The organism is Planomonospora sp. ID67723, assembly GCF_015711605.1.
In the GTDB taxonomy this organism is placed as follows: domain Bacteria; phylum Actinomycetota; class Actinomycetes; order Streptosporangiales; family Streptosporangiaceae; genus Planomonospora_A.
In genome coordinates, this window is record NZ_JABTEZ010000003.1 from 642679 (window position 1) to 668020 (window position 25342).

4 protein-coding genes are annotated in these 25342 nt (G+C 73.3%); all 4 read left to right on the forward strand.

Annotation, left to right across the window (positions count from 1 at the left end; all coding sequences use genetic code 11):
• The first annotated feature begins 100 nt into the window (after positions 1-100).
• From HS041_RS39810 to HS041_RS24595, 4 genes are read left to right on the forward strand one after another with little or no spacing between them, the layout of a single operon-like run.
• Entirely contained in the window at positions 101-12928 is a 12828-nt protein-coding gene (locus HS041_RS39810; RefSeq protein WP_196443160.1) for a non-ribosomal peptide synthetase, read from the forward strand.
• The gene (locus tag HS041_RS24575; RefSeq protein WP_230879582.1) at positions 12925-21102 is read left to right on the forward strand and encodes a non-ribosomal peptide synthetase; all 8178 of its coding nucleotides are present in this window, start codon (positions 12925-12927) and stop codon (positions 21100-21102) included. Before HS041_RS39810 ends, HS041_RS24575 begins: the two co-directional genes overlap by 4 nt.
• Positions 21099-25118, forward strand: a complete 4020-nt coding sequence (locus HS041_RS24590) for a non-ribosomal peptide synthetase (RefSeq protein WP_230879583.1) — start codon at positions 21099-21101, stop codon at positions 25116-25118. Before HS041_RS24575 ends, HS041_RS24590 begins: the two co-directional genes overlap by 4 nt.
• Positions 25115-25324, forward strand: a complete 210-nt coding sequence (locus HS041_RS24595; protein ID WP_196443161.1) for an MbtH family protein — start codon at positions 25115-25117, stop codon at positions 25322-25324. Before HS041_RS24590 ends, HS041_RS24595 begins: the two co-directional genes overlap by 4 nt.
• Positions 25325-25342: the final 18 nt, after the last annotated feature.

Below are 25342 nucleotides of genomic sequence, written 5' to 3' on the forward strand. Positions count from 1 at the left end.
CGCTTCTGCCCTCTTGAGGTGCTGATACGCACCCATCAGGCATTTCTCGGCCCGGGTGGAAAGCGTGGCGACGGTGCACATTCCGGATTCCTTCCTGCCATTGTCTGCGGCGCAGAGTGGAATTTGGCGGGCCCAGCGGCTGGCCCCCGGAGATCCGATCCACATCGCCCAGTACATCGAGATATCGGGCCCGGTGGACCCGGAGGTCTTCGCCGCGGCGGTTCGGCTGGCGGCCCGCGAGGTCGACGCCGTCCACCTGCGGATCGCCGAGGACGGCCGGATCGCCGACGACGGGCGGCCCGCGGGGGAGTGGCAGGTCGTCGAGCGACGGGAGCTGGAGTGCCCGTTCCTGGACCCGGGAGACGAGCGGGCCGCCCTGGAGTGGATGCGGGCCGATCTGGAGGCGCCCTTCTCTCCCGGCGAGCTGGTCGCCACCGCGCTGCTGCGGGTGGCCGACGACCGGTACTTCTGGTACCTGCGCTGCCACCACGTGATCATGGACGGCTACAGCGGGCCGATGATCGCCCAGCGGCTGGCCGAGGTGTACACCGCGCTGGCCGAGGGCCGTGACCCGGAACCGGGGAACCTGGGCTCGCTGGCGACCCTGCTGGAAGAGGAAGCCGCCTACCGCGCCTCCGCCCGTCACGAGGCCGACCGCCGTTACTGGCTGGACCGGCTCCGGGACCTGCCCGACGTCGCGCACAGCACGCTCGCCCGAGCCGGTGCCGGAGACGCGCCGGCCACCTCCCGGTTCCACCGGTGGAGCGCCCGGATGGGGGAGGACGACGCCACCGCGCTGACCGAGGCGGCGCTCGCCCGGGGGACCGCCGTCTCCGGGCTGATGATCGCGGCCGTCGCCGCCTTCGTCGCCCGGCTCGGCGGGGCGCAGGAGGTGGTCCTCGGGCTGGCGGTCACCGCCCGGACCACGCCGGCCGCCCGCCGTACCCCGGGGATGCTCTCCAATGTTCTCCCGCTCCGCCTCACCGTACGGCCGGAGACCACCCTCGGCGAGCTGGTCGGGCAGGTCACCCGGGAGGTCGGGCGGCTGCTGGTGCACCAGCGCTACCGCTACGAGGACCTGCGGCGCGAGGTGCGCGGGCGCCTGTTCGGGCCGGTGGTCAACATCATGCGGTTCGACTACGACCTGAAGTTCGCCGGACACGCCGCCACCGCGCACGCGCTGGCCACCGGCCCGGTCGAGGACCTGTCGATCAACCTCTACGACGGCTCCGACGGCCGCGGCGTGCGCATCGACTTCGACGGCCATCCCGAGCTGTACGGCGAGGCCGAGCTGGCCGACCACCACGACCGGTTCCTGCGCTTCCTCGCCCAGGTCGCCACGGCGGGACCGGACCGCCGCCTCGGCACGATCGAGCTGCTCGACGAGGCCGAGCGCACGCTCCTGGCCGAGTGGGGCTCCGCCCCGCGCGACGTGCCGCCCGGCACCGCCGTGGACCTGTTCGAAGAGCAGGTGCGGCGCGAGCCCGGAGCCGTCGCGCTGGTCGCCGGGGAGAACGAGATCACCTACGCGGAGCTGAACGCCCGTGCCAACCGGCTCGCGCACCACCTGATCACCCTGGGCGCGGGCCCGGACCGCTACGTCGGCCTGTCGGTCCCGCGCTCGTCCGACATGGTCGTGGCGTTCCTGGCCATCCTGAAGTCCGGGGCCGCGTACCTGCCGCTCGACCCCGAGCACCCCGCCGAGCGGCTGGCGATGATGCTCGCCGACGCGGCTCCGCCGATCGTGGTCGCCGGCGGCGGGACCGCCGCGGCGCTGGAGGAGATCCGGTGGACCGGGACCGGTGGCGCCTCCGGACCGGAGATCGTCGACCTGGACGCCTGGGCCGGTGGCGGGCCCGCCACCGACCCAGGCGTCCCGATCCGGCCCGGCCACCCCGCCTACGTCGTCTACACCTCCGGCTCCACCGGCCGGCCCAAGGGCGTGGTGGTCACCCACGCGGGCCTGCCCGCCTACGCTCGGACCGAGATCGACAGGTACGCGGTGACCTCGGACGCGCGAGTCCTGCAGTTCGCCTCGATCGGGTTCGACGGGGCCGTGCTGGAGTGGCTGATGGCCTTCTCCTCCGGCGCGGCGCTCGTGCTCGCCCCCACCGGCGTGTACGGCGGCGAGCCGCTCGGCCGGTTCCTCGCCGAGGCGGGGATCACGCACGCGTTCGTCACGCCCGCGGCGCTGGCGACGGTCCCGCGGACGCCGCTGCCGGAACTGCGCACGCTGCTGGTCGGCGGCGAGGCCTGCCGCCCCGAGCTGGTCCGGAGCTGGGCCGGCGGCCGCCGGATGATCAACGTGTACGGGCCGACCGAAACCACCGTCGTGGTCACCACCAGCGATCCCCTGACCTCGCCCGCCGACCTCCCGATCGGCCGTCCCGTCTACGACACCCGGCTGTACGTCCTGGACTCCGGGCTGCGCCCGGTCCCGCCCGGCGGGACCGGCGAGCTCTACGTCGCCGGCCCGAGCGTGGCCCGGGGGTACCTGAACCGGCCCGGGCTGACCGCCGAGCGGTTCGTCGCCGACCCGTTCACACCCGGTGGGCGCATGTACCGCACCGGCGACCTGGTCCGCTGGCGCGCCGACGGCCAGCTGGCGTACCTCGACCGGGCCGACCAGCAGGTCAAGATCCGAGGGTTCCGGATCGAGCCGGGCGAGATCGAGGCGGTGCTCGCCGCCTGCCCCGGAGTAGAGCAGGCGGTGGTGCTGGCCCGCAGCGACCGGCCGGGAGACCGGCGGCTGGCGGCCTACGTGGTGGGCACGGCCTCGCCGGACGCACTGAGGGCCTTCGCCCGGCGGTCGCTGCCGGAGTACATGGTGCCGGGCGCCGTCGTCGTCCTCGACGCGCTCCCGCTGAACGCCAACGGCAAGCTCGACCGGTACGCCCTTCCCGCACCGGACCGGGACAGCGGGGGCAGGGAACCCTCCGGGGAGCGGGAACGGCTGCTGTGCGCGCTCTTCGCCGAGGTGCTCGGACTCGACCGGGCCGGCGCCGACGACGGCTTCTTCGACCTGGGCGGCGACAGCATCGCCGCGATCCAGCTCGTCGCCAGGGCCCGCGAAGCCGGCCTCGCGATCACCCCGAAACAGGTGTTCCAGCACCAGAGCCCCGAGGCGCTCGCACTCGCCGCTCAGGAGGTCACCGGGCCCGCGGCGGCGGGCGACGACGGCGTGGGAGCGATCCCGGCGACTCCGATCATCGCGTGGCTGGCGGAGCCGGGCGGGCCGGTCGCCGGGTTCTGCCAGAGCGTGACGCTCCGGGTCCCGCCGGAACTCGGCCTCGGCCACCTGACGGACGCGCTGCAGGCCGTACTGGACCACCACGACGCGCTCCGGCTGAGAGTGGCGGACCGCGCCCCGTCCGGGGTCTCCCGCGGGGCGGCGGATACCCCGCAGGAGGTTCCGGACGGGGCGGCGGACACGGCCACCGGGTGGAGCACGAGACTGGAGGTCATGCCTCCTGGAGCGGTCCGGGCGGCGGACTGCGTGCGGCGCGTCGCGGTCGCGGGCGGCCCGGCGGAGCCGGGACCGTCCGAGGCGGAACTGTCCGGCGCGGTCGAGGAACACGCCGCCCTGGCCCGGGCGGAGCTCGATCCGGTGGCCGGTTCGACGGCCCGGGTCGTCTGGCTGGACGCGGGCCCGGAACGCTCGGGCCGCCTCCTGCTGGTCTTCCACCACCTGGTCGTCGACGGCGTCTCCTGGCGCATCCTCCTGCCCGACCTGTTCGCCGCCTGGTCCGCCGCGAAGGAGGGCCGCCCCGCCGCCCTCGCCCCGGTGGCCACCTCCTTCCGCGCCTGGGCCCGCCACCTCCACGCCGAGGCGCAGGCCGGGACAGCGGATCTCGGCACCTGGACCACCCTCCTCGCCGGCCCGCAGCCCGTCCGCGCCCCCGCCCCGCCGGTCGACGCGGAGCCCGCCGGACACGTCTCCACCCACCCCTCCGCAGACGGCGGGAGCGGCGTCCCGGGCGTGAGCGAAGACGCCGTACCCGGACGGTGGGGGACGTGGGGGGAGCGGCGGGAGCTGGTCGTGGAGCTGGCGGCCGAGGTCGCCGGACCGCTGCTGGCCAGGGTGCCCGCCGCGTTCCGGGGGAGGCCCGACGAGGTGCTGCTCGCCGGGCTCGCGGCGGCGGTCGCGCGGTGGAGCGGGCGCCGCGACGTGCTCGTGGACATCGAGGGGCACGGCCGCGAGGAGGAGTTCCTCCTCGGTGCGGACCTGTCCAGGACCGTCGGCTGGTTCACCGACATGCACCCGGCCAGGATCGACGCGGGCGAGCTCGACTGGGCGGACCTGTGCGGCGGCGGGCCCTCGGCGGGACGGGCCGTCAAGCGGGTCAAGGAGCAGCTGCGCGCCCTTCCCGGACCGCTGAGCTACGGTCTGCTGCGCTACCTCAACCCCGGCACCGCCCCGGTGCTCGCCGCGCTCCCGCAGCCGGAGATCGGCTTCAACTACCTCGGCCGGATCACCACCTCGGGCGGGGACTGGGAACCGGCCGGCGACGGCCTGTCCGGCGGGCAGGACGCCGGAGCCCCGCTCAGGCACGGCATCCAGATCGACGCCGTCGCCCTCGGCGACACCCTTCGCGCCACCTGGACCTGGTCCGGGACCGCCTACACCGAGGACGAGATCGCCGCCCTGGCCACCGCGTGGGCCGAGGCGCTCACCGGCATCTCCCGGCACGCCGGAAGCGGCCTCACACCCTCCGACGTGCTCGCCCCGCTGACCCAGGACGACCTCGACGGGCTCGGCGACCTGGACCTTCAGGACGTCTGGCCGCCGGCCCCCCTCCAGCGCGGCCTGTTCTTCCACTCCCTGCTCGACGTGGACGTCTACACCGCCCAGCTCACGCTCGACCTGTCCGGTCCGCTGGACGCGGCACGCCTGCGGGAAGCCGCCGAGCGGCTGGTCCGCAGGCATCCCGTCCTGCGCGTCTCCTTCGAGCTCCACGAACCCCACGGTGATCCCGTGCAGCTCGTCCACCGCCGGGTCGATCCGCCCTGGCTGGAGGTCTCGGGCGAGGATCCCGACCAGGTGGCCGCGCGGGAGCGGGCCCGCCGGTTCGACCTGGCCCGGCCGCCGCTGATCCGGTTCGCGCTGGTGCGGCTCGCGCCGCAGCGGCACCGGCTGATCATCACCAACCACCACATCCTGCTGGACGGCTGGTCCACCCCCCTCCTGGTCACCGAGCTGTTCGCCCTCTACCTGGGCGTGGAGGCACCGCCCGCCCCGCCGTACAAGAACTACCTGGCCTGGCTCGGCCGGCAGGACCGCACGGCGGCGCGCGAGGCGTGGGAGCGGGCCCTGAGCGGTCTCGAAGAGCCCACCCTCGTCGCCCCGCACGCCCCCGCCGACCCCGTCCCGCCCGCCCGGGTGACCGCGGAGCTGGAGGCCGGGCCGACCCGCGCGCTCACCACGCTGGCCCGCGACTGCTCCACCACCCTGAACACGGTCCTCCAGGCCGCCTTCGGCCTGCTGCTCGCCCAGCTCACCGGCCGCGACGACGTCGTCTTCGGCGGCACCGTCTCCGGCCGCCCGGCCGAGCTGCCCGGAGTGGAGCGCATGGTGGGGCTGTTCATCAACACCCTCCCGGTCCGGGTACGGCTCCAGCCGGGCGAGCCGGTCGGCGACCTGCTGCGCAGGCTCCGCGACGAGCAGGCCGAGCTGCTGCCCCACCACCACCTCGGACTGACCGAGATCCACCGGGGCGCCCTTTTCGACACGCTGCTGGTGATGGAGAACTACCCCCTCGACCCGCGCACCGCGATCGGCGACCTGACGCTGACCGCGGCCGACGTGGCCGACGCCACCCACTATCCGGTCACGCTGCTGGTGATCCCCGGAGAACGGCTCGGCTTCCGCCTGCAGTACCGGCCGGACGTGTTCACCGAGGCGGAGGCCGTACGCCTGCTGGACCGGCTCCGGCACGTGCTCGCCGCACTCGCCGCAGAGGCCGGGGCGGAACCGGGCGGTGCACCCGCGACGAGGGACGCGACCGTCCACGGGGACGCGATCCGCCCGGGCGAGCCGGCCCGCTCGCGCAGGGTCGTCGGCGGGCTCGACATGCTTCCCGCCGCCGAGCGCGACCTCGTTCTTCGCGGGTGGAACGAGACGGCGGCGGCCGTACCCGCCGTGACGCTGGTGGAGCTGTTCGAGGCGCAGGCCGCCCGCACGCCGGAGGCGAAGGCACTGGTGTCCGAGGGCGCCGAGCTGAGCTACGCCGAGCTGAACGCCCGCGCCAACCGGCTGGCCCGCCTGCTGGCCGAGCACGGTGTCGGACCCGAGCGGATCGTCGGGCTGATGTTGCCCCGCTCGCCGGACCTGATCATCGCCATGTACGCCGTGGTCAAGGCGGGCGGCGCCTACCTGCCGATCGACCCCGGCCTCCCGTCCGCGCGCATCGAGGAGATGCTCGGCGACGCCCGGCCCGCCCTGGTGATCGACCACCTCTGGCTGGCCACCGCGGACCCCTCCGGCCGCTCACCGGAGAACCTGGACCTGCGGCCCGCACCGGACAACCCCGCCTACGTGATCTACACCTCCGGCTCGACCGGCCGCCCCAAGGGAGTCGTCGTCTCCCACCGCGCGATCGTCAACCGTCTGCTCTGGACGCAGGCTGAGTACGGCCTGCGCGCCGACGACCGGGTCCTGCAGAAGACACCGGCCGGGTTCGACGTCTCGGTCTGGGAGTTCTTCTGGCCGCTCCAGGTCGGTGCCGCGCTGGTCGTCGCCCGGCCCGACGGCCACCGCGACCCGGCCTACCTCGCTGGGCTCATCCGGGACGAGGCCGTCACCACCGTGCACTTCGTCCCGTCCATGCTGGCTGCCTTCCTCGCGGGGAACCCGCAACCGGGGCCGCTGCGGCGGGTCCTGTGCAGCGGCGAGGTGCTCCCGCCGGATCTCGCCGGGCAGGCGGCCGCCCTGCTGGGCGTGCCGGTGCACAACCTCTACGGCCCGACCGAGGCCGCGGTGGACGTCACCTTCTGGGAGCACCGCCCCGAGCCCGGCGCGGTGTCCGTCCCGATCGGCCGTCCGGTCTGGAACACCCGGGTGTATGTGCTGGACGGGTGGTTGCGGCCGGTGCCGGTGGGGGTGGCGGGGGAGTTGTATCTGGCCGGTCCGCAGTTGGCGCGGGGGTATCTGGGGCGGGCGGGGTTGACCGCGGAGCGGTTCGTGGCGTGTCCGTTCGGTCCGGTGGGGGCGCGGATGTATCGGACCGGGGACCTGGTGCGGTGGCGGGCTGATGGGGTTGTGGAGTATCTGGGCCGGACTGATCAGCAGGTGAAGGTGCGGGGGTTCCGGATCGAGCCGGGTGAGGTCGAGGCGGTGATCGGCCGTCATCCGGGGGTGTCGGCGGTGGCGGTGGTGGCGCGGGAGGACCGGCCGGGCGACAGACGGCTGGTGGCGTACGTGGTGGGGGCCGCGGAGGCCGGTCGTATGGCGGCACCGGGGGAGTCCGCAGGGATGCTCGCCGTGCCGGTGCTGCCGGACGAGGGTGTGGTCGCGATGGGAGAGGGGGCGCCGTCCTCGGAGAGAGGAGCGGTGTCAACTCCGGGGGCGGTGGTGCCGTCTGCGGAAGAGGTCCGGGCACTGGTGCGGGAGGCGTTGCCGGAGTACATGGTGCCGTCGGCGGTGGTGCTGCTCGACGAGCTGCCGCTCTCGGCCAACGGGAAGCTGAACAGGGCCGCACTCCCGGCTCCCGGCTTCTCCACGTCGGGGCGGGGGCCGCGGACGCCGGTGGAGGAGATCTTGTGCGGTCTCTACGCGGATGTTCTGGGGCTCGATGAGGTGGGGGTGGGGGATTCGTTCTTCGATCTGGGTGGGGATTCGCTGCTGGCGACGCGGTTGGTGAGTCGGGTGCGGTCGGGTCTGGGTGTGGAGTTGCCGGTGCGGGCGGTGTTCGAGGCGCCGGGTGTGGCGGGGCTGGCGGTGCGGGTGGCGGAGGCGGTTGGCTCCGGGGGTGGGGTGCGGCGTCCGGCGTTGGGTGCGGGGGTGCGGTCGGGGCGGGTGCCGTTGTCGTTCGCGCAGCGGCGGTTGTGGTTTTTGAATCGGTTGGAGCCGGGGTCGGCGGTGTACAACCTGCCGGTGGCGTTGCGGTTGTCGGGTGGGGTGGATGTGGCGGCGCTGGGGTTGGCGCTGGGGGATGTGGTGGGGCGTCATGAGAGTCTGCGGACGGTGTTCCCGGAGGTGGACGGGGTTCCGTACCAGCACATCCTCGACACCGGCACGGCGCTGGAGACGGCCGGGCTCCGCCTGGACACCGTGCACGTCGAGGAGCCCGGGCTCACTGCGGCCCTGACCGCCTTCGCGAGCCGGGGGTTCGACCTGACGGCCGAGCCGCCGCTCCGGGCGAGGCTGTTCACCCTCTCCCCCGACCGGCACGTGCTGGCCCTGGTCCTGCACCACGTCGCCGGGGACGGCTGGTCGATGGCTCCGCTGGCCAGGGACCTGATCACCGCCTACCTGGCACGGTCCCGGAACCGTGTCCCGTCGTTCGCGCCGTTGCCGGTGCAGTACGCCGACTACGCGTTGTGGCAGCGGGAGTTGCTGGGGGAGGAGTCGGATCCGGAGAGTGTGGCGGGTCGTCAGGTGGCGTTCTGGCGGTCGGCGCTGGCGGGGTTGCCCGAGCAGCTGGAGCTGCCGGCCGACCGGCCCCGCCCGGCCGTCGCCTCCTACCGGGGCGGATCGGTCCCGGTGGTCCTCGACGCCGGGGTGCGCGAGGGACTGGCGGCGCTGGCGCGGGAGGCGAACGCGAGCCTGTTCATGGTGGTGCGGGCCGGGCTGGCGGCGTTGCTGACCCGGCTGGGCGCGGGCACCGACATCCCGATCGGCAGCCCGATCGCGGGCCGGACGGACGAGGCGCTGGACGATCTGGTGGGGATGTTCGTCAACACGCTGGTGCTGCGGGCCGACACGGGCGGGAATCCGAGCTTCCGCGAGCTGGTGGGCCGGGTGCGGGAGACCGATCTGGCGGCGTACGCGCATCAGGACCTGCCGTTCGAGCGGCTGGTGGAGATCGTCAACCCGGTGCGGTCGATGGCCCGCCACCCGCTCTTCCAGGTCGCCCTGACCTTCCAGAACAACCCTGCCGCCGCGCTGGAGCTCGACGGCCTCGCGATCGAGACGGAGCCGCTGGACCCGGGAGTCGCCAAGTTCGACTTGCTGGTCTCCCTGACCGAGACGGACGGCGGGCTCGAAGGGGTCCTTGAATACGCCGCCGACTTGTTCGACCGGGAGACGGCGGAGGGGCTCGCGGTTCGGTTCGTGCGGCTGCTGCGGGCGGTCGCGGCCGATCCCGGGCTGCGGATCGGCGAGATCGAGATCCTGGAGGAGACCGAGCGCGACACGATCCTCCACGACTGGGCCGGGACCGGAACGGCGCCCGGCGCCCCTTCCACGATCGTCGAGGAGTTCGAGGCGCAGGTGGCGCGGTCGCCGGGGGCGGTGGCGGTGGTGTGCGGGCCGGTGGAGTTGACCTATGGCGGGTTGGATGCGCGTGCCGACCGGTTGGCGGGGGTGCTGGCGGGGTTGGGGGTGGGGCCGGAGCGGTGTGTGGCGTTGCTGGTGCCGCGGTCGGTGGAGCTGGTGGTGGCGGTGGTGGGGGTCCTCAAGGCCGGGGGTGCGTATGTGCCGATCGATCCGGCGTATCCGGCCGAGCGGGTGGGGTTCATCGTGGAGGACGCGGCGCCGATGGTGGTGGTGACGGTGCCGGAGTTGGTGGGGGCGGTGTCTGCGGGTCTGCCGGTGGTGGTGCTGGACGCCGACGGCACGGCGTCGCTCGTGCCGGTGGAGGCGAGGGCCGGCGGCGGGCCGGGTGCCGGACTGCCGGAGGGTGTCGCGTTCGCCGGCACGGGCGGCGGGGCTTCGGCCGGCTCTGCCCCGGGTGAGGCCGTCCTCTCCCCGGTCGCCGGTCCGGTTCGGCGGGTGCGGCCGGAGCATCCGGCGTATGTGATTTTCACGTCGGGGTCGACGGGGCGGCCCAAGGGGGTGGTGGTGCCGCATGGCAACGTGACGCGGTTGCTGGATTCCACCCAGCCTTGCTTCGGTTTCGACGAGACGGATGTGTGGACGTTGTTCCACTCCTACGCGTTCGATTTCTCGGTGTGGGAGTTGTGGGGGGCGTTGCTGTCCGGGGGTCGGCTGGTGGTGGTGCCGTTCGAGGTGAGCCGGTCGCCGGGGGAGTTCGCCGATCTGCTGGCCGAGCAGGGGGTGACGGTGCTGAACCAGACCCCGTCGGCCTTCTACCAGCTGATGCAGGCCGAGCGGGAGCGGGCGGACGCCGGCCTGCCGCTGAGATATGTGATCTTCGGTGGTGAGGCGCTGGAGCCGGGACGGCTGGCGGACTGGTACGACCGTTACCCGGAGACCGCGCCGGTGCTGGTGAACATGTATGGGATCACCGAGACGACGGTGCATGTGACGTACGCGCGGTTGGAGCCGGACGGCCCCGCCGGGCTGATCGGGGTGGGGATCTCTGATCTTCGGGTGTTCGTGCTGGATGAGTGGTTGCGTCCGGTGCCGGCCGGGGTGGCCGGAGAGCTGTATGTGGCCGGTCCCGGGTTGGCGCGGGGGTATGCGGGGCGGTCGGGGCTGACGGCGGAGCGGTTTGTGGCCTGTCCGTTCGGTCCGCCGGGGGCGCGGATGTATCGGTCGGGGGATCGGGCGCGGTGGGGCCGGGACGGCCGGTTGGTGTATCTGGGGCGGGTCGATCAGCAGGTGAAGGTGCGGGGGTTCCGGATCGAGCCGGGTGAGGTGGAGGCGGTGATCGCAGGCCATCCGGGGGTGGCGGATGTGGCGGTTATCGCGCGGGAGGACCGGCCGGGCGATCGGAGGCTGGTGGCGTACGTGGTGGAGGCCCCGGCTGCGGGCCGTATGGCGGCGGCGGGGGAGTTCCGGGAGATCGCGGCGTTGGCGTCGGAGGAGGTGCGGGCGTTCGCGCGGGAGAGGTTGCCGGAGTACATGGTGCCGTCGGCGGTGGTGGTGCTGGAGGCGTTGCCGTTGACGGGCAACGGCAAGCTGGACCGGTCCGCGTTGCCGGCGCCGGAGATCAGCGTCTCGGGGCGGGGGCCGTCGAACGACCGGGAGGCGCTGCTGGAGCGGGTGTTCGCCGAGGTGCTGGGGCTGGCGTCGGTCGGGGTGGACGACGGGTTCTTCGATTTGGGCGGGGACAGCATTCTGGCGATCCAGTTGGTGGCGCGGGCTCGGCAGGTGGGGCTGGTGTTCTCCCCGAAGGATGTGTTCCAGCAGCAGAGCGTGCGGGCGCTGGCGCTGGTCGCAGCTGAGGAGGAGTACGCCGAGGCCGAGCCGGAGGGCGCCGGGACCGGTCCGGTGCCTCCCACGCCGATCATGGCCTGGCTCGCGGAGAGGGAAGGGCCCGTCAACGGGTTCAGCCAGACGGTGGTGCTGCGGGTGCCGCCGGAGCTGGGGCTGGAGCGGTTGACGGTGGCGGTGCAGGCCGTACTCGACCGGCATGACGCGCTGCGCCTGGTCTGTGGTGGGGGATTGCGCTCGGCAATAGGTATTGCTGAGCGCAATCCCCTGGTGGGGGAGGGGTCCGGGGGGTTGGAGGTGCTGCCGGTCGGGGTGGTGCGGGCGGTTGAGTGTGTGCGCAGGGTCGAGGTCGCCGATGATCTGGCTGGAGCTGGAGCTGGAGCTGGAGCTGGAGCTGGAGCTGGAGCTGGAGCTGGAGCTGGAGCTGGAGCTGGAGCTGCGATCGGGCAGGAGAGGAAGGCGGAGGCGGGAGCCGTACCGGTGGCCGAGGAGGTGTGGGCCGCTCTGATGAGTCGGGAGGCGGGGCGGTCGCGGGCGGGGCTGGATCCGGGGCGCGGGCGGATGGTGCAGGTGGCGTGGCTGGATGCCGGGCCGGAGGTGTCCGGGCGGCTGGTGGTGACCGTCCATCATCTGTCGGTGGACGGGGTGTCGTGGCGGATCGTGTTGCCGGACCTGTTCGCGGCGTGGGAGGCGGCGGGCCGGGGGGAGACCCCGCAGCTCGCTCCGGTGCCGACCTCGTTCCGGACCTGGGCCCGCGGACTCCACGCCGAAGCGGGGGAGCGGGCAGGGGAGCTCGACTCCTGGGTCGAGATCCTCGACGGCCCCGACCCGCGTATCGGCCGGCGGCCCCTCGACCCCCGCAAGGACGTCATGGCGACGGTCCGCACGCTCCGGCGAACCCTGCCGCCCAGCAGGACCGAGCCGCTTCTCACCACACTTCCCGCCGCCTTCCACGGGCGGGTCAACGACGTGCTGCTCGCCGGGCTCGCCCTCGCCGTGGCCCACTGGCGCAGGAAGCGCGGCGGCCGGGGCACCTCGGTCCTGCTGGACCTGGAGGGACACGGCCGCCAGGACGACCTGTTCCCCGGCGTGGATCTGTCCAGGACCGTCGGCTGGTTCACGACCATGTATCCGGTCCGGCTCGACGCGGGCACCGAGGGCTGGTCCGGCGAGCGCGCCGCCGCCCGGGCGATCAAGCGGGTCAAGGAGCAGATCCGGGCGATCCCGGACAACGGCATCGGGTACGGCCTGCTGCGCCACCTCGACCCCGTGACCTCGGCCGAGCTGGCGGATCTGCCGCGGCCACAGATCGTCTTCAACTACCTCGGCCGGGTGAAGGTCGCCGCGGGCGACTGGAACATCGTCCCCGCGGAACTCGGCGGGCACGACCCGGAGATGCCGGTCTCCCACGTTCTGGAGATCAATGTGACCACCCACGACAGGGCGGACGGTCCCCACCTGGAGGCCGCCTGGTCCTGGCCGGACGGGGTGCTCGACGAGACCGAGGCGGCGGAGTTGGCCGAGACCTGGTTCGAGGCCCTTAGCGGGCTCGCCGAGCACGGCTCCGGCGGATACACGCCGAGTGACCTCCTGGTCGACCTGGACCAGGAGGAGATCGACCGCATCCAGGCCGCGTGGGAGAGACGATGACGCAGGTCCAGGACATCCTTCCGCTCTCGCCGCTGCAGCAGGGTCTGTTCTTCCACGCCATGCACGACGAGCACGACGTCTACACCGCCCAGGTCACCCTCGACCTCGAGGGCCCCCTCGACACGGAGATGCTCAGGGACGCCGTCGCCCGGCTGCTCGAACGTCACCCCAACCTGCGTGCCGCCTTCTGGCACGAGGACCTCAGCCGTCCGGTCCAGGTCGTCCCCGAGCGGGTCGATCCGCCCTGGCTGGAGGTCTCGGGCGAGGATCCCGACCAGGTGGCCGCGCGGGAGCGGGCCCGCCGGTTCGACCTGGCCCGGCCGCCGCTGATCCGGTTCGCGCTGGTGCGGCTCGCGCCGCAGCGGCACCGGCTGATCATCACCAACCACCACATCCTGCTGGACGGCTGGTCCACCCCCCTCCTGGTCACCGAGCTGTTCGCCCTCTACCTGGGCGTGGAGGCACCGCCCGCCCCGCCGTACAAGAACTACCTGGCCTGGCTCGGCCGGCAGGACCGCACGGCGGCGCGCGAGGCGTGGGAGCGGGCCCTGAGCGGTCTCGAAGAGCCCACCCTCGTCGCCCCGCACGCCCCCGCCGACCCCGTCCCGCCCGCCCGGGTGACCGCGGAGCTGGAGGCCGGGCCGACCCGCGCGCTCACCAGGCTGGCCCGCCGCCGCGGGGTCACGGTCAACACCCTCCTGCAGGCATTGTGGGCGATCCTGATCTCCCGGCTGACCGGCCGCGACGATGTGGTGTTCGGCGCGATCGTGTCGGGACGGCCGGCGGACCTGCCGGACGTGGAGCGCATGGTCGGCCTGTTCATCAACACGGTCCCGGTCCGGGTACGGCTCCGCCCCGAAGAACCCATCGGTGAGCTGCTCGAACGGCTTCAGGACGAGCAGGCCGAGCTGCTGCCGCACCATCACCTCGGACTGACCGAGATCCACCGCGGTGTCCTGTTCGACACCGTCACCGTCCTGGAGAACTATCCGTTCGACCCGTCCGCGGCGGGCACGGTCCTCGGCGACCTCCGGCTGACGGGCTTCGGCTCGGCCGACGCCCACCACTACCCCCTCGCCCTCGCGGCCATCCCCGGCGACCGGCTGACCCTCCGCCTGGACCACCGGCCCGACCTGTTCACCGGGGAGGAGGCGCAGCGGCTGCTCGGCCGCCTGCGGTCGCTGCTCGCCGCCCTGGTCGCCGACCCCGATCTCCCTGTCGGCCACCTCGACATCCTCGACGAGGCCGAACGACGCCGGATCGTCGAGGAATGGAACGACACCGGCTCCCCGCTGCCCGGCCGTACCCTGCCCGGCCTCTTCGAGGCCGCGGTCGAGCGGAACCCCGGGGCCACCGCGCTGGCCGACGGCGAGACGGTGCTCACTTACGGTGAGTTGAACGCCCGCGCCGACCGGCTGGCTCGCCTGCTGGCCGAACGCGGCGTGGGGCCGGAGCACCTGGTCGCGCTGGTGCTGCCGCGCTCGGCGGACCTCGTCGTCGCGGCGCTGGCCGTGGGCAAGGCGGGCGGCGCCTACCTGCCGATCGACCCGGGCTACCCGGCCGGGCGGATCGCGTACATGCTCGACGACGCGACCCCGTCCCTGGTGATCGACGAGGCGTTCCTGGCCGGGGCGGCGGCATCCGGGGAGGAGAGCCTCACCGGCTCCGAGACCGGCTCCGAGACCGGCTCCGAGACCGGGGCCGGGAGAGGGACCGGAGCGGGAGCCGGAGCCGGGATCGATCCGCGGCATCCGGCTTACGTGATCTACACCTCGGGATCCACCGGCAAGCCGAAGGGCGTGGTCGTGACCCACGAGGGCATCGCCGCGTTCGCAGAGTCCCAGCGCGACCGGCTCGGGGTCGACCGGGGCAGCAGGGTGCTCCAGTTCGCCTCGCCGAGCTTCGACGCCTCGGTCATGGAGATGCTCATGGCCTTCGCCGCCGGAGCCGCCCTCGTCATCCCGCCTGCCGGGGTGTACGGCGGGACGGCGCTCGCCGAGGTGCTGGAGAACGAGCGCATCACCCATGCCCTGATCCCTCCGGCCGCCCTGGCAGGCGTGCCCGACGCGCCGCTGACGGGTTTCCGGGCTCTGGTGGTCGGCGGCGACGCATGCGGCCCCGACCTGGTGGACCGATGGGCCCCGGGTCGCCTGATGATCAATGCCTACGGCCCGACCGAGGCCACGATCGCCGTCACCATGAGCGGCCCGCTCGTCCCCGGCGAGATCCCGCCGATCGGCTCACCCCTGCGGGACGTCCGGGTGTATGTGCTGGACGGGTGGTTGCGGCCGGTGCCGGTGGGGGTGGCGGGGGAGTTGTATCTGGCCGGTCCGCAGTTGGCGCGGGGGTATCTGGGGCGGGCGGGGTTGACCGCGGAGCGGTTCGTGGCGTGTCCGTTCGGTCCGGTGGGGGCGCGGATGTATCGGACCGGGGACCTGGTGCGGTGGCGGGCTGATGGGGTTGTGGAGTATCTGGGCCGGACTGATCAGCAGGTGAAGGTGCGGGGGTTCCGGATCGAGCCGGGTGAGGTCGAGGCGGTGATCGGCCGTCATCCGGGGGTGTCGGCGGTGGCGGTGGTGGCGCGGGAGGACCGGCCGGGCGACAGACGGCTGGTGGCGTATGTGGTGCCCGCGCTCGTGCCGGCGGGCGGGGACGGGGAGGTGGTGGCGCCGGACGCGAAGGAGATCCGGGCTCTGGTGCGGGAGGTGTTGCCGGAGTACATGGTGCCGTCGGCGGTGGTGATGCTGGCGGCGCTGCCGGTGACGCGGAACGGGAAGCTGGATCGGAGGGCGTTGCCGGCGCCGGAGGTGGAGGCAGGGGCGGGGCGGGGGCCGCGGACGCCGGTGGAGGAGATCTTGTGCGGTCTCTACGCGGATGTTCTGGGGCTCGATGAGGTGGGGGTGGGGGATTCGTTCTTCGATCTGGGTGGGGATTCGCTGCTGGCGACGCGGTTGGTGAGTCGGGTGCGGTCGGGTCTGGGTGTGGAGTTGCCGGTGCGGGCGGTGTTCGAGGCGCCGGGTGTGGCGGGGCTGGCGGTGCGGGTGGCGGAGGCGGTTGGCTCCGGGGGTGGGGTGCGGCGTCCGGCGTTGGGTGCGGGGGTGCGGTCGGGGCGGGTGCCGTTGTCGTTCGCGCAGCGGCGGTTGTGGTTTTTGAATCGGTTGGAGCCGGGGTCGGCGGTGTACAACCTGCCGGTGGCGTTGCGGTTGTCGGGTGGGGTGGATGTGGCGGCGCTGGGGTTGGCGCTGGGGGATGTGGTGGGGCGTCATGAGAGTCTGCGGACGGTGTTCCCGGAGGTGGACGGGGTTCCGTACCAGCACATCCTCGACCCGGCGAACCCTCTGATCGAGATCGTCCCGGTGGGTGCGGACGGACTCGAAGCCGCGTTGGCCGCGGTGGTCGGCCGGGGTTTCGACCTCGCCGTGGAGCCGCCCCTGCGTATCTTCCTCTTCGAGATCGACCCCTCGACCCGGATCCTGCTGCTGGTCCTGCACCACATCGCCGGGGACGGCTGGTCGATGGCCCCGCTGGCCAGGGATGTGATCACGGCGTACGCCGCCCGCGCCGAAGGCGCCGCGCCGTCGTTCGCGCCGTTGCCGGTGCAGTACGCCGACTACGCGTTGTGGCAGCGGGAGTTGCTGGGGGAGGAGTCGGATCCGGAGAGTGTGGCGGGTCGTCAGGTGGCGTTCTGGCGGTCGGCGCTGGCGGGGTTGCCCGAGCAGCTGGAGCTGCCGGCCGACCGGCCCCGCCCGGCCGCCGCCTCCTACCGGGGTGACACGGTCCACCTGGAGATCGACGGGGAACTGCACGCCAGGCTGGTGAAACTGGCACGGGAGGCGAACGCGAGCCTGTTCATGGTGGTGCGGGCCGGGCTGGCGGCGTTGCTGACCCGGCTGGGCGCGGGCACCGACATCCCGATCGGCAGCCCGATCGCGGGCCGGACGGACGAGGCGCTGGACGATCTGGTGGGGATGTTCGTCAACACGCTGGTGCTGCGGGCCGACACGGGCGGGAATCCGAGCTTCCGCGAGCTGGTGGGCCGGGTGCGGGAGACCGATCTGGCGGCGTACGCGCATCAGGACCTGCCGTTCGAGCGGCTGGTGGAGATCGTCAACCCGGTGCGGTCGATGGCCCGCCACCCGCTCTTCCAGGTCGCCCTGACCTTCCAGAACAACCCTGCCGCCGCGCTGCACCTCGACGGTCTGTCCGTGACGATCGAGCCCTTCACGCCGGCGACTGCGAAGTTCGACCTCCAGCTCACCCTCGCCGAACAGCCGGCCGGTGGACTCACCGGTGGCCTGGAGTTCAGCCTCGACCTGTTCGACCGCGTGACGGCCGAGGAGATCGCGGCCCGGTTCGTCCGGCTGCTGCGGGCGGTCGCGGCCGATCCGGGCCTGAGGGTCGGCGAGATCGAGATCCTCGACGAGGCCGAAAGAGGGACCCTCCTCGGAGAGTGGGCGGGAGCCGGAGCGGAGTCCGTTCCCGGCACGATCGTGGACCGCTTCGAGGCGCAGGTGGCGCGGTCGCCGGGGGCGGTGGCGGTGGTGTGCGGGCCGGTGGAGTTGACCTATGGCGGGTTGGATGCGCGTGCCGACCGGTTGGCGGGGGTGCTGGCGGGGTTGGGGGTGGGGCCGGAGCGGTGTGTGGCGTTGCTGGTGCCGCGGTCGGTGGAGCTGGTGGTGGCGGTGGTGGGGGTCCTCAAGGCCGGGGGTGCGTATGTGCCGATCGATCCGGCGTATCCGGCCGAGCGGGTGGGGTTCATCGTGGAGGACGCGGCGCCGATGGTGGTGGTGACGGTGCCGGAGTTGGTGGGGGCGGTGTCTGCGGGTCTGCCGGTGGTGGTGCTGGACGCCGACGGCACGGCGTCGCTCGTGCCGGTGGAGGCGAGGGCCGGCGGCGGGCCGGGTGCCGGACTGCCGGAGGGTGTCGCGTTCGCCGGCACGGGCGGCGGGGCTTCGGCCGGCTCTGCCCCGGGTGAGGCCGTCCTCTCCCCGGTCGCCGGTCCGGTTCGGCGGGTGCGGCCGGAGCATCCGGCGTATGTGATTTTCACGTCGGGGTCGACGGGGCGGCCCAAGGGGGTGGTGGTGCCGCATGGCAACGTGACGCGGTTGCTGGATTCCACCCAGCCTTGCTTCGGTTTCGACGAGACGGATGTGTGGACGTTGTTCCACTCCTACGCGTTCGATTTCTCGGTGTGGGAGTTGTGGGGGGCGTTGCTGTCCGGGGGTCGGCTGGTGGTGGTGCCGTTCGAGGTGAGCCGGTCGCCGGGGGAGTTCGCCGATCTGCTGGCCGAGCAGGGGGTGACGGTGCTGAACCAGACCCCGTCGGCCTTCTACCAGCTGATGCAGGCCGAGCGGGAGCGGGCGGACGCCGGCCTGCCGCTGAGATATGTGATCTTCGGTGGTGAGGCGCTGGAGCCGGGACGGCTGGCGGACTGGTACGACCGTTACCCGGAGACCGCGCCGGTGCTGGTGAACATGTATGGGATCACCGAGACGACGGTGCATGTGACGTACGCGCGGTTGGAGCCGGACGGCCCCGCCGGGCTGATCGGGGTGGGGATCTCTGATCTTCGGGTGTTCGTGCTGGATGAGTGGTTGCGTCCGGTGCCGGCCGGGGTGGCCGGAGAGCTGTATGTGGCCGGTCCCGGGTTGGCGCGGGGGTATGCGGGGCGGTCGGGGCTGACGGCGGAGCGGTTTGTGGCCTGTCCGTTCGGTCCGCCGGGGGCGCGGATGTATCGGTCGGGGGATCGGGCGCGGTGGGGCCGGGACGGCCGGTTGGTGTATCTGGGGCGGGTCGATCAGCAGGTGAAGGTGCGGGGGTTCCGGATCGAGCCGGGTGAGGTGGAGGCGGTGATCGCAGGCCATCCGGGGGTGGCGGATGTGGCGGTTATCGCGCGGGAGGACCGGCCGGGCGATCGGAGGCTGGTGGCGTACGTGGTGGAGGCCCCGGCTGCGGGCCGTATGGCGGCGGCGGGGGAGTTCCGGGAGATCGCGGCGTTGGCGTCGGAGGAGGTGCGGGCGTTCGCGCGGGAGAGGTTGCCGGAGTACATGGTGCCGTCGGCGGTGGTGGTGCTGGAGGCGTTGCCGTTGACGGGCAACGGCAAGCTGGACCGGTCCGCGTTGCCGGCGCCGGAGATCGCCACCTCTGCAGGTACGCCGTCCGGTGCGCGGGAGGCGGCCTTGTGCGGGGTGTTCGCCGAGGTGCTGGGGCTGGCGTCGGTCGGGGTGGACGACGGGTTCTTCGATTTGGGCGGGGACAGCATTCTGGCGATCCAGTTGGTGGCGCGGGCTCGGCAGGTGGGGCTGGTGTTCTCCCCGAAGGATGTGTTCCAGCAGCAGAGCGTGCGGGCGCTGGCGCTGGTGGCGGTGGAGGAGACCGGGGTCGAGGCCGAGCCGGAGGGCGCAGGCACCGGCCCGGTCCAGGCGACTCCCATCATGCACTGGCTGGGGGGACTGCCCGGCCCCACCGATGATTTCAGTCAGACGGTGGTGCTGCGGGTGCCGCCGGAGCTGGGGCTGGAGCGGTTGACGGTGGCGGTGCAGGCCGTACTCGACCGGCATGACGCGCTGCGCCTGGTCTGTGGTGGGGGATTGCGCTCGGCAATAGGTATTGCTGAGCGCAATCCCCTGGTGGGGGAGGGGCCCGGGGGGTTGGAGGTGCTGCCGGTCGGGGTGGTGCGGGCGGTTGAGTGTGTGCGCAGGGTCGAGGTCGCCGATGCTCTGGCTGGAGCTGGAGCTGGAGCTGGAGCTGGAGCTGGAGCTGGAGCTGGAGCTGGAGCTGGAGCTGGAGCTGGAGCTGCGATCGGGCAGGAGAGGACGGCGGAGGCGGGAGCCGTACCGGTGGCCGAGGCGGTGTGGGCCGCTCTGATGAGTCGGGAGGCGGGGCGGTCGCGGGCGGGGCTGGATCCGGGGCGCGGGCGGATGGTGCAGGTGGCGTGGCTGGATGCCGGGCCGGAGGTGTCCGGGCGGCTGGTGGTGACCGTCCATCATCTGTCGGTGGACGGGGTGTCGTGGCGGATCGTGTTGCCGGACCTGTTCGCGGCGTGGGAGGCGGCGGGCCGGGGGGAGACCCCGCAGCTCGCTCCGGTGCCGACCTCGTTCCGGACCTGGGCCCGCAGACTCCACGCCGAAGCGCAGGTCAGAAGAGGCGAGATCGGTCTGTGGACCCGGATCCTGGCAGGAGACGACCACAATCCGGGACCCGCAGGGGAGGATCGCGAACCAGGCCGTGCGGGGAGCGTTCCCGCTCTTCCACCGGGGCCGGTGAAGGACGCGGGCGATGCAGAGCCGGCTCCGGAAGGGGCCGTGGCTGGTGCTGGTGCTGGTGCTGGTGCCGGGGTGGGGGCGGGGGGCGCGACCTGTCTGGACCCCGCGCGGGACACCTTCGGCACCCAGCGCAACCTCACCCTCGAACTGCCCCCCGAGATCACGGAACCGCTGCTCACCACCGTTCCCGCCGCCTTCCACGGCCGGGTCAACGACGTGCTGCTGGCCGGGCTCGCCCTCGCCGCGGCCAGGTGCACCGGGCGGGAGTCGGTCCTGATCGACCTCGAAGGGCACGGCAGGGAGGAGATCTTCCCCGGCGTGGACCTGTCCAGGACCGTCGGCTGGTTCACGACCGTGTACCCCGTCCGGCTCGATCCCGGTCCGGCGGACTGGAGCGACCTGTCCGGCCCCACCGCGGCCCGGGCGATCAAGCGGGTCAAGGAGCAGCTCCGGGCGATCCCGGACAACGGCATCGGGTACGGCCTGCTGCGCCACCTCGACCCCGTGGCCTCGGCCGAGCTGGCCGCCTACCCCCCTCCGGAGCTGGCCTTCAACTACCTCGGCCGGGTCGGCGCCGCCCCGGGGGCGGACTGGTCCCCGGCGGACGAGGCCGAGGCAGTGGGCGGCGGGCACGCCCCGGACCTCGCGCTGCCGCACGCGTTGGAGGTCAACGCCCTCACCCGGGACACGCCCGAGGGGCCGCGTCTGCGGGCGACCTGGTCATGGGCGGGCCGGCTGTACAGCGAGGAGCGGGTCAGGGAACTGGCCGAGGCGTGGTTCGCGGCCCTGTCCGGGCTGTCCCTGCACACCGGCGGCGGCCTGACCCCCTCGGACCTGCTGGTCCCCATCAGCCAGGAAGAGATCGACGCGTTCGCGGCGGAACTCGACGCGGAGTGGAGCGCCCGATGAACCCGACCGGCCCCGTCACCTTCAGCGGTCCCGAGACCGTCACCGGCTCCATGACCCTCACCGTTCCCGGCGGCCCGACGGCCGCCGGAGGCGCGCCCCCCGCCAAAGCCACGCCCGCGGCGTCCCAGCTCGAGGACATCCTGCCGCTCTCACCGCTCCAGCAGGGCCTGTACTTCCACGCGGTGTTCGACGAGGCCGCGCCCGACGTCTACACCGCCCAGCTCGTCCTCGAACTGGAAGGCCCGCTCGACGCGGCGAGGCTCAGGCGGGCCGCCGCCCGGTTGCTCGGGCGCCACCCCAACCTGCGTACCTCCTTCCGGCAGCGGGCGAACGGTGATCCCGTGCAGCTCGTCCACCGCCGGGTCGATCCGCCCTGGCTGGAGGTCTCGGGCGAGGATCCCGACCAGGTGGCCGCGCGGGAGCGGGCCCGCCGGTTCGACCTGGCCCGGCCGCCGCTGATCCGGTTCGCGCTGGTGCGGCTCGCGCCGCAGCGGCACCGGCTGATCATCACCAACCACCACATCCTGCTGGACGGCTGGTCCACCCCCCTCCTGGCCGCCGAGTTCCTCGCCCTCTACACCGGATTCGAGCCCCCGCCCGCCCCGCCGTACAAGAACTACCTGGCCTGGCTCGTCCGGCAGGACCGCGCCGCCGCCGGAGCGGCCTGGGAGCGGGCCCTGAGCGGTCTCGACGGGCCCACCCTGATCGCCCCCGGTCTCGAGGGCAGGGCCCCCGCCGAGCCCGGCAGGGTCCGGGCCCACCTCAGCGAGGACTTCACCGGCCGGCTCACCGCCGTCCTGCGCTCCCGCTCCCTCACCCTCAACACCGTGATCCAGGGGGCGTGGGCGATCCTGCTCGCCCTGATCACCGGCCGCGACGACGTCGTCTTCGGCGGCACCGTCTCCGGCCGCCCGGCCGAGCTGCCCGGAGTGGAGCGCATGGTCGGGCTGTTCATCAACACCCTCCCGGTCCGGGTACGGCTGCGCCCCGACGAGACGCTGTCCGGCCTGCTGACGCGTCTGCAGGCCGAACAGGCCGAGCTGCTGCCCCACCACCACCTCGGCCTGGCGGAGATCCAGCGGCGGCACGGCTCCGGCGCGTTGTTCGACACCATGACGGTCCTGGAGAACTACCCGCCGGACACCGCGGAGGCCGAGGCGGGCGACGGGCTCCGGCTCACCGGGGCCGGGGGGAGCGACGCCACCCACTACCCCCTCGCTCTGGCGGTCGTCCCGGGCGGGCGGCTCTCCCTGCGCCTGGACCACCGCCCGGACATCTTTCCCCGCGCCGACGCGTTGCGCCTGCTCAACCGGCTGACCCGGCTTCTCAAGGCCGTCGCCGCCGACCCGGACCTGCCGCTGGCCCGGCTCGACCTGCTCTCCGGAGACGAGCGCGCCCTGGTCGGGGCGGAGGCCGTACCGGACGCCGGAGACCGGGCGGCCGACGCGCGGGAGGCGACGATCGTGAGCGCCTTCGCCGAGCAGGCGGAGAGGACACCGGACGCCGAGGCGGTCACCGGTGACGGGTTCTCCCTCACCTACGCCGCGCTCAACGGGCGGGCCAACCGGCTCGCCCACCGGCTGACCGAACTCGGCGTGGGGCCGGAGACCCCGGTCGCGGTGCTGCTGGAGCGGTCGGCCGAGGTGGTCGTGGCGACCCTGGCGATCGCCAAGGCCGGAGGCGCGTACGTGCCCGTCCACCACGGCTACCCGCCGGAGCGGATGAGCTGGGTGATGGCCGACACGGGCGCGCCCGTCCTGGTCACCGACCGCGAGCCGGGCTTCGCCCACGGCGCCGCGGTGGTCCGCGTGGACTCGACTGCGGCCCCCGGCGCTGACGCGGGCGGTGAGGTGCGTTTCGTGCCGGAGTACGACCCGCACGTCCGGGTCCACCCGGACCAGCTCGCCTACGTGATCTACACCTCGGGCTCGACCGGCACGCCCAAGGGCGTCGCCGTACGCCACCGCGACGTCCTCGCCCTCGCCGCCGACCGGCGCTGGGGCGAAGGGCACCGGCGGGTGCTGATGCACTCGCCGCACGCCTTCGACGCCTCCACCTATGAGATCTGGGTGCCGCTGCTGACCGGTGGCACGGTCGTCGTCGCCCCGCCGGGCGAGCTCGGCCCGGCCGCGCTCGCCCGGCTCGCACGCGAGCACCGCCTGACCGCGCTGTTCATCACGACCGCCCTGTTCAACCTGGTCGCGGAGGAGGACCCGGGCGCGTTCGCGCCCCTCACGGAGGTCCTCACCGGCGGCGAGGCCGCCTCTCCCGAGGCCATGCGCCGGGTCCTCGGCACCTGCGAGGGAACCGCCCTCGGCCACGTCTACGGGCCCACCGAGACCACCACCTACGCCACCTACCACGCCGTCTCCGAGGCCGGCGGGAGCGCACCGCCCATCGGCCGGGCCATGGACGGCATGCGGGCCCACGTGCTCGACCGCCTCCTGCGGCCGGTTCCGCCGGGCGCGGCCGGCGAGCTGTACCTGTCGGGCGCGGGCCTCGCCCGGGGATACCGGGGACGGGCGGATCTGACCGCCGAGCGGTTCGTGGCCTGCCCGTACGGCGACGGCGAGCGGATGTACCGGACCGGGGACCTGGTCCGGTGGACGGCGGACGGCGAACTGGAGTACTTGGGCCGGGCCGACCTCCAGATCAAGATCCGCGGATTCCGGATCGAGCCGGGCGAGATCGAGGCGACGCTGGCCCGGCACCCCTCGGTGGCGCAGGTGTCGGTGCTGGCCCGGGACAACCGGCTGGTCGCCTACGTGGTGGGCGCCCAGGAGGGTACGGCGGGCGCCGACCACGGCCCACCCGCCGGGACGGCCACGGGGGCCGGGGCCCGCGGCGGTGCCGTCGTGCCGGAGGACCTGCGGGCGTTCGCGGCGGAGACGCTGCCCGAGTACATGGTCCCGCAGACGGTCGTGGTCCTGGACGCGCTGCCGCTCACCCCGAACGGCAAGGTCGACCACGCCGCCCTCCCGAAGCCGGACGCCCCGGTGTCCGGCCGCGCCCCCCGCACCTCCGGGGAGGAGCGGTTCTGCCGCCTGTTCGCCGAGGTCCTCGGCCTGGAGCGGGTCGGTGCCGACGACGGCTTCTTCGACCTGGGCGGCGACAGCATCACGGTCATCCGGCTCGTCTCCCGCGCCCGGCGAGAAGGACTGGAGATCAGCCCCCGCGAGGTGTTCGCCTGCCAGACGGCCGAGGCCCTGGCCCGCATCGGCTCCCCGGACGACCCGGACGACCCCGGCCGCACGGACGCCTCCACGGGACGCGAGGTCCTGCTCCCGCTGCGCCGGACGGGAGGCGCGGCGCCGCTGTTCTGCGTGCACCCCGGCGCCGGCCTCGGCTGGCCGTACTCCGGCCTGCTCCGCCACCTCGGCCCGGACCAGCCGGTCTACGCCCTCCAGGCACGGGCGCTGTCCGAGCCGGACTACACGGCCCCCTCGATCGAGGCCATGGCCCTGGACTACCTCGCGCACCTGCGCCGCGTCCGGCCGCGGGGACCCTACCGGCTGGCGGGCTGGTCGATGGGCGGGCTGATCGCCCACGCCATCGCCGTCGAGCTGCGCGAGAGCGGCGATGAGGTCGCGCTGCTGGCGATGCTCGACGCCTATCCCGGCAGGGAGGCCGCGCCGGACGAGCGGGACGTGCTGCCCGAACTGCTCGCCGCGATCGGCTACCGGGGCTCGAGGGAGATCGACGACGTCGTCGCGTTCGTACGCGACCAGGGCGGCCGGTACGCCACTCTCGACGAACAGACGCTGCTCGCGGTCTACCGTAACTACCGAAACGGTGTGAAGATCTCTCAGGAGTACGAGCCGCGGTGTTTCGACGGGGACGTACTCTTCGTCACCGCCGCCCACGGCCGAGAGGCGGACAGCCCCACGGCCGCCGACTGGAAACCGTACGTCACTGGAACGATCACCGACCACACGGTCGCCTGCGACCACGCGAGCATGCTGAACCCCGGACCGGCCGCGGAGATCGCCGCGCTGCTCAGGAAGGAACTACGATGACCAACCCCTTCGAGGACCCCGACGGCTCCTACCTCGCGCTGATCAACGACGAGGGCCAGTACTCCCTGTGGCCCGCCTGGGCCGAGATCCCGGCGGGCTGGACCGTCGCCTTCGGCGAGGACACCAGGCAGGCCTGCCTGGAGCACATCGAGACGAACTGGACCGACATGCGGCCCAACAGCCTGATCAGGGCGATGGGCGAATGAGCGCCGGCGGTTTCCGGA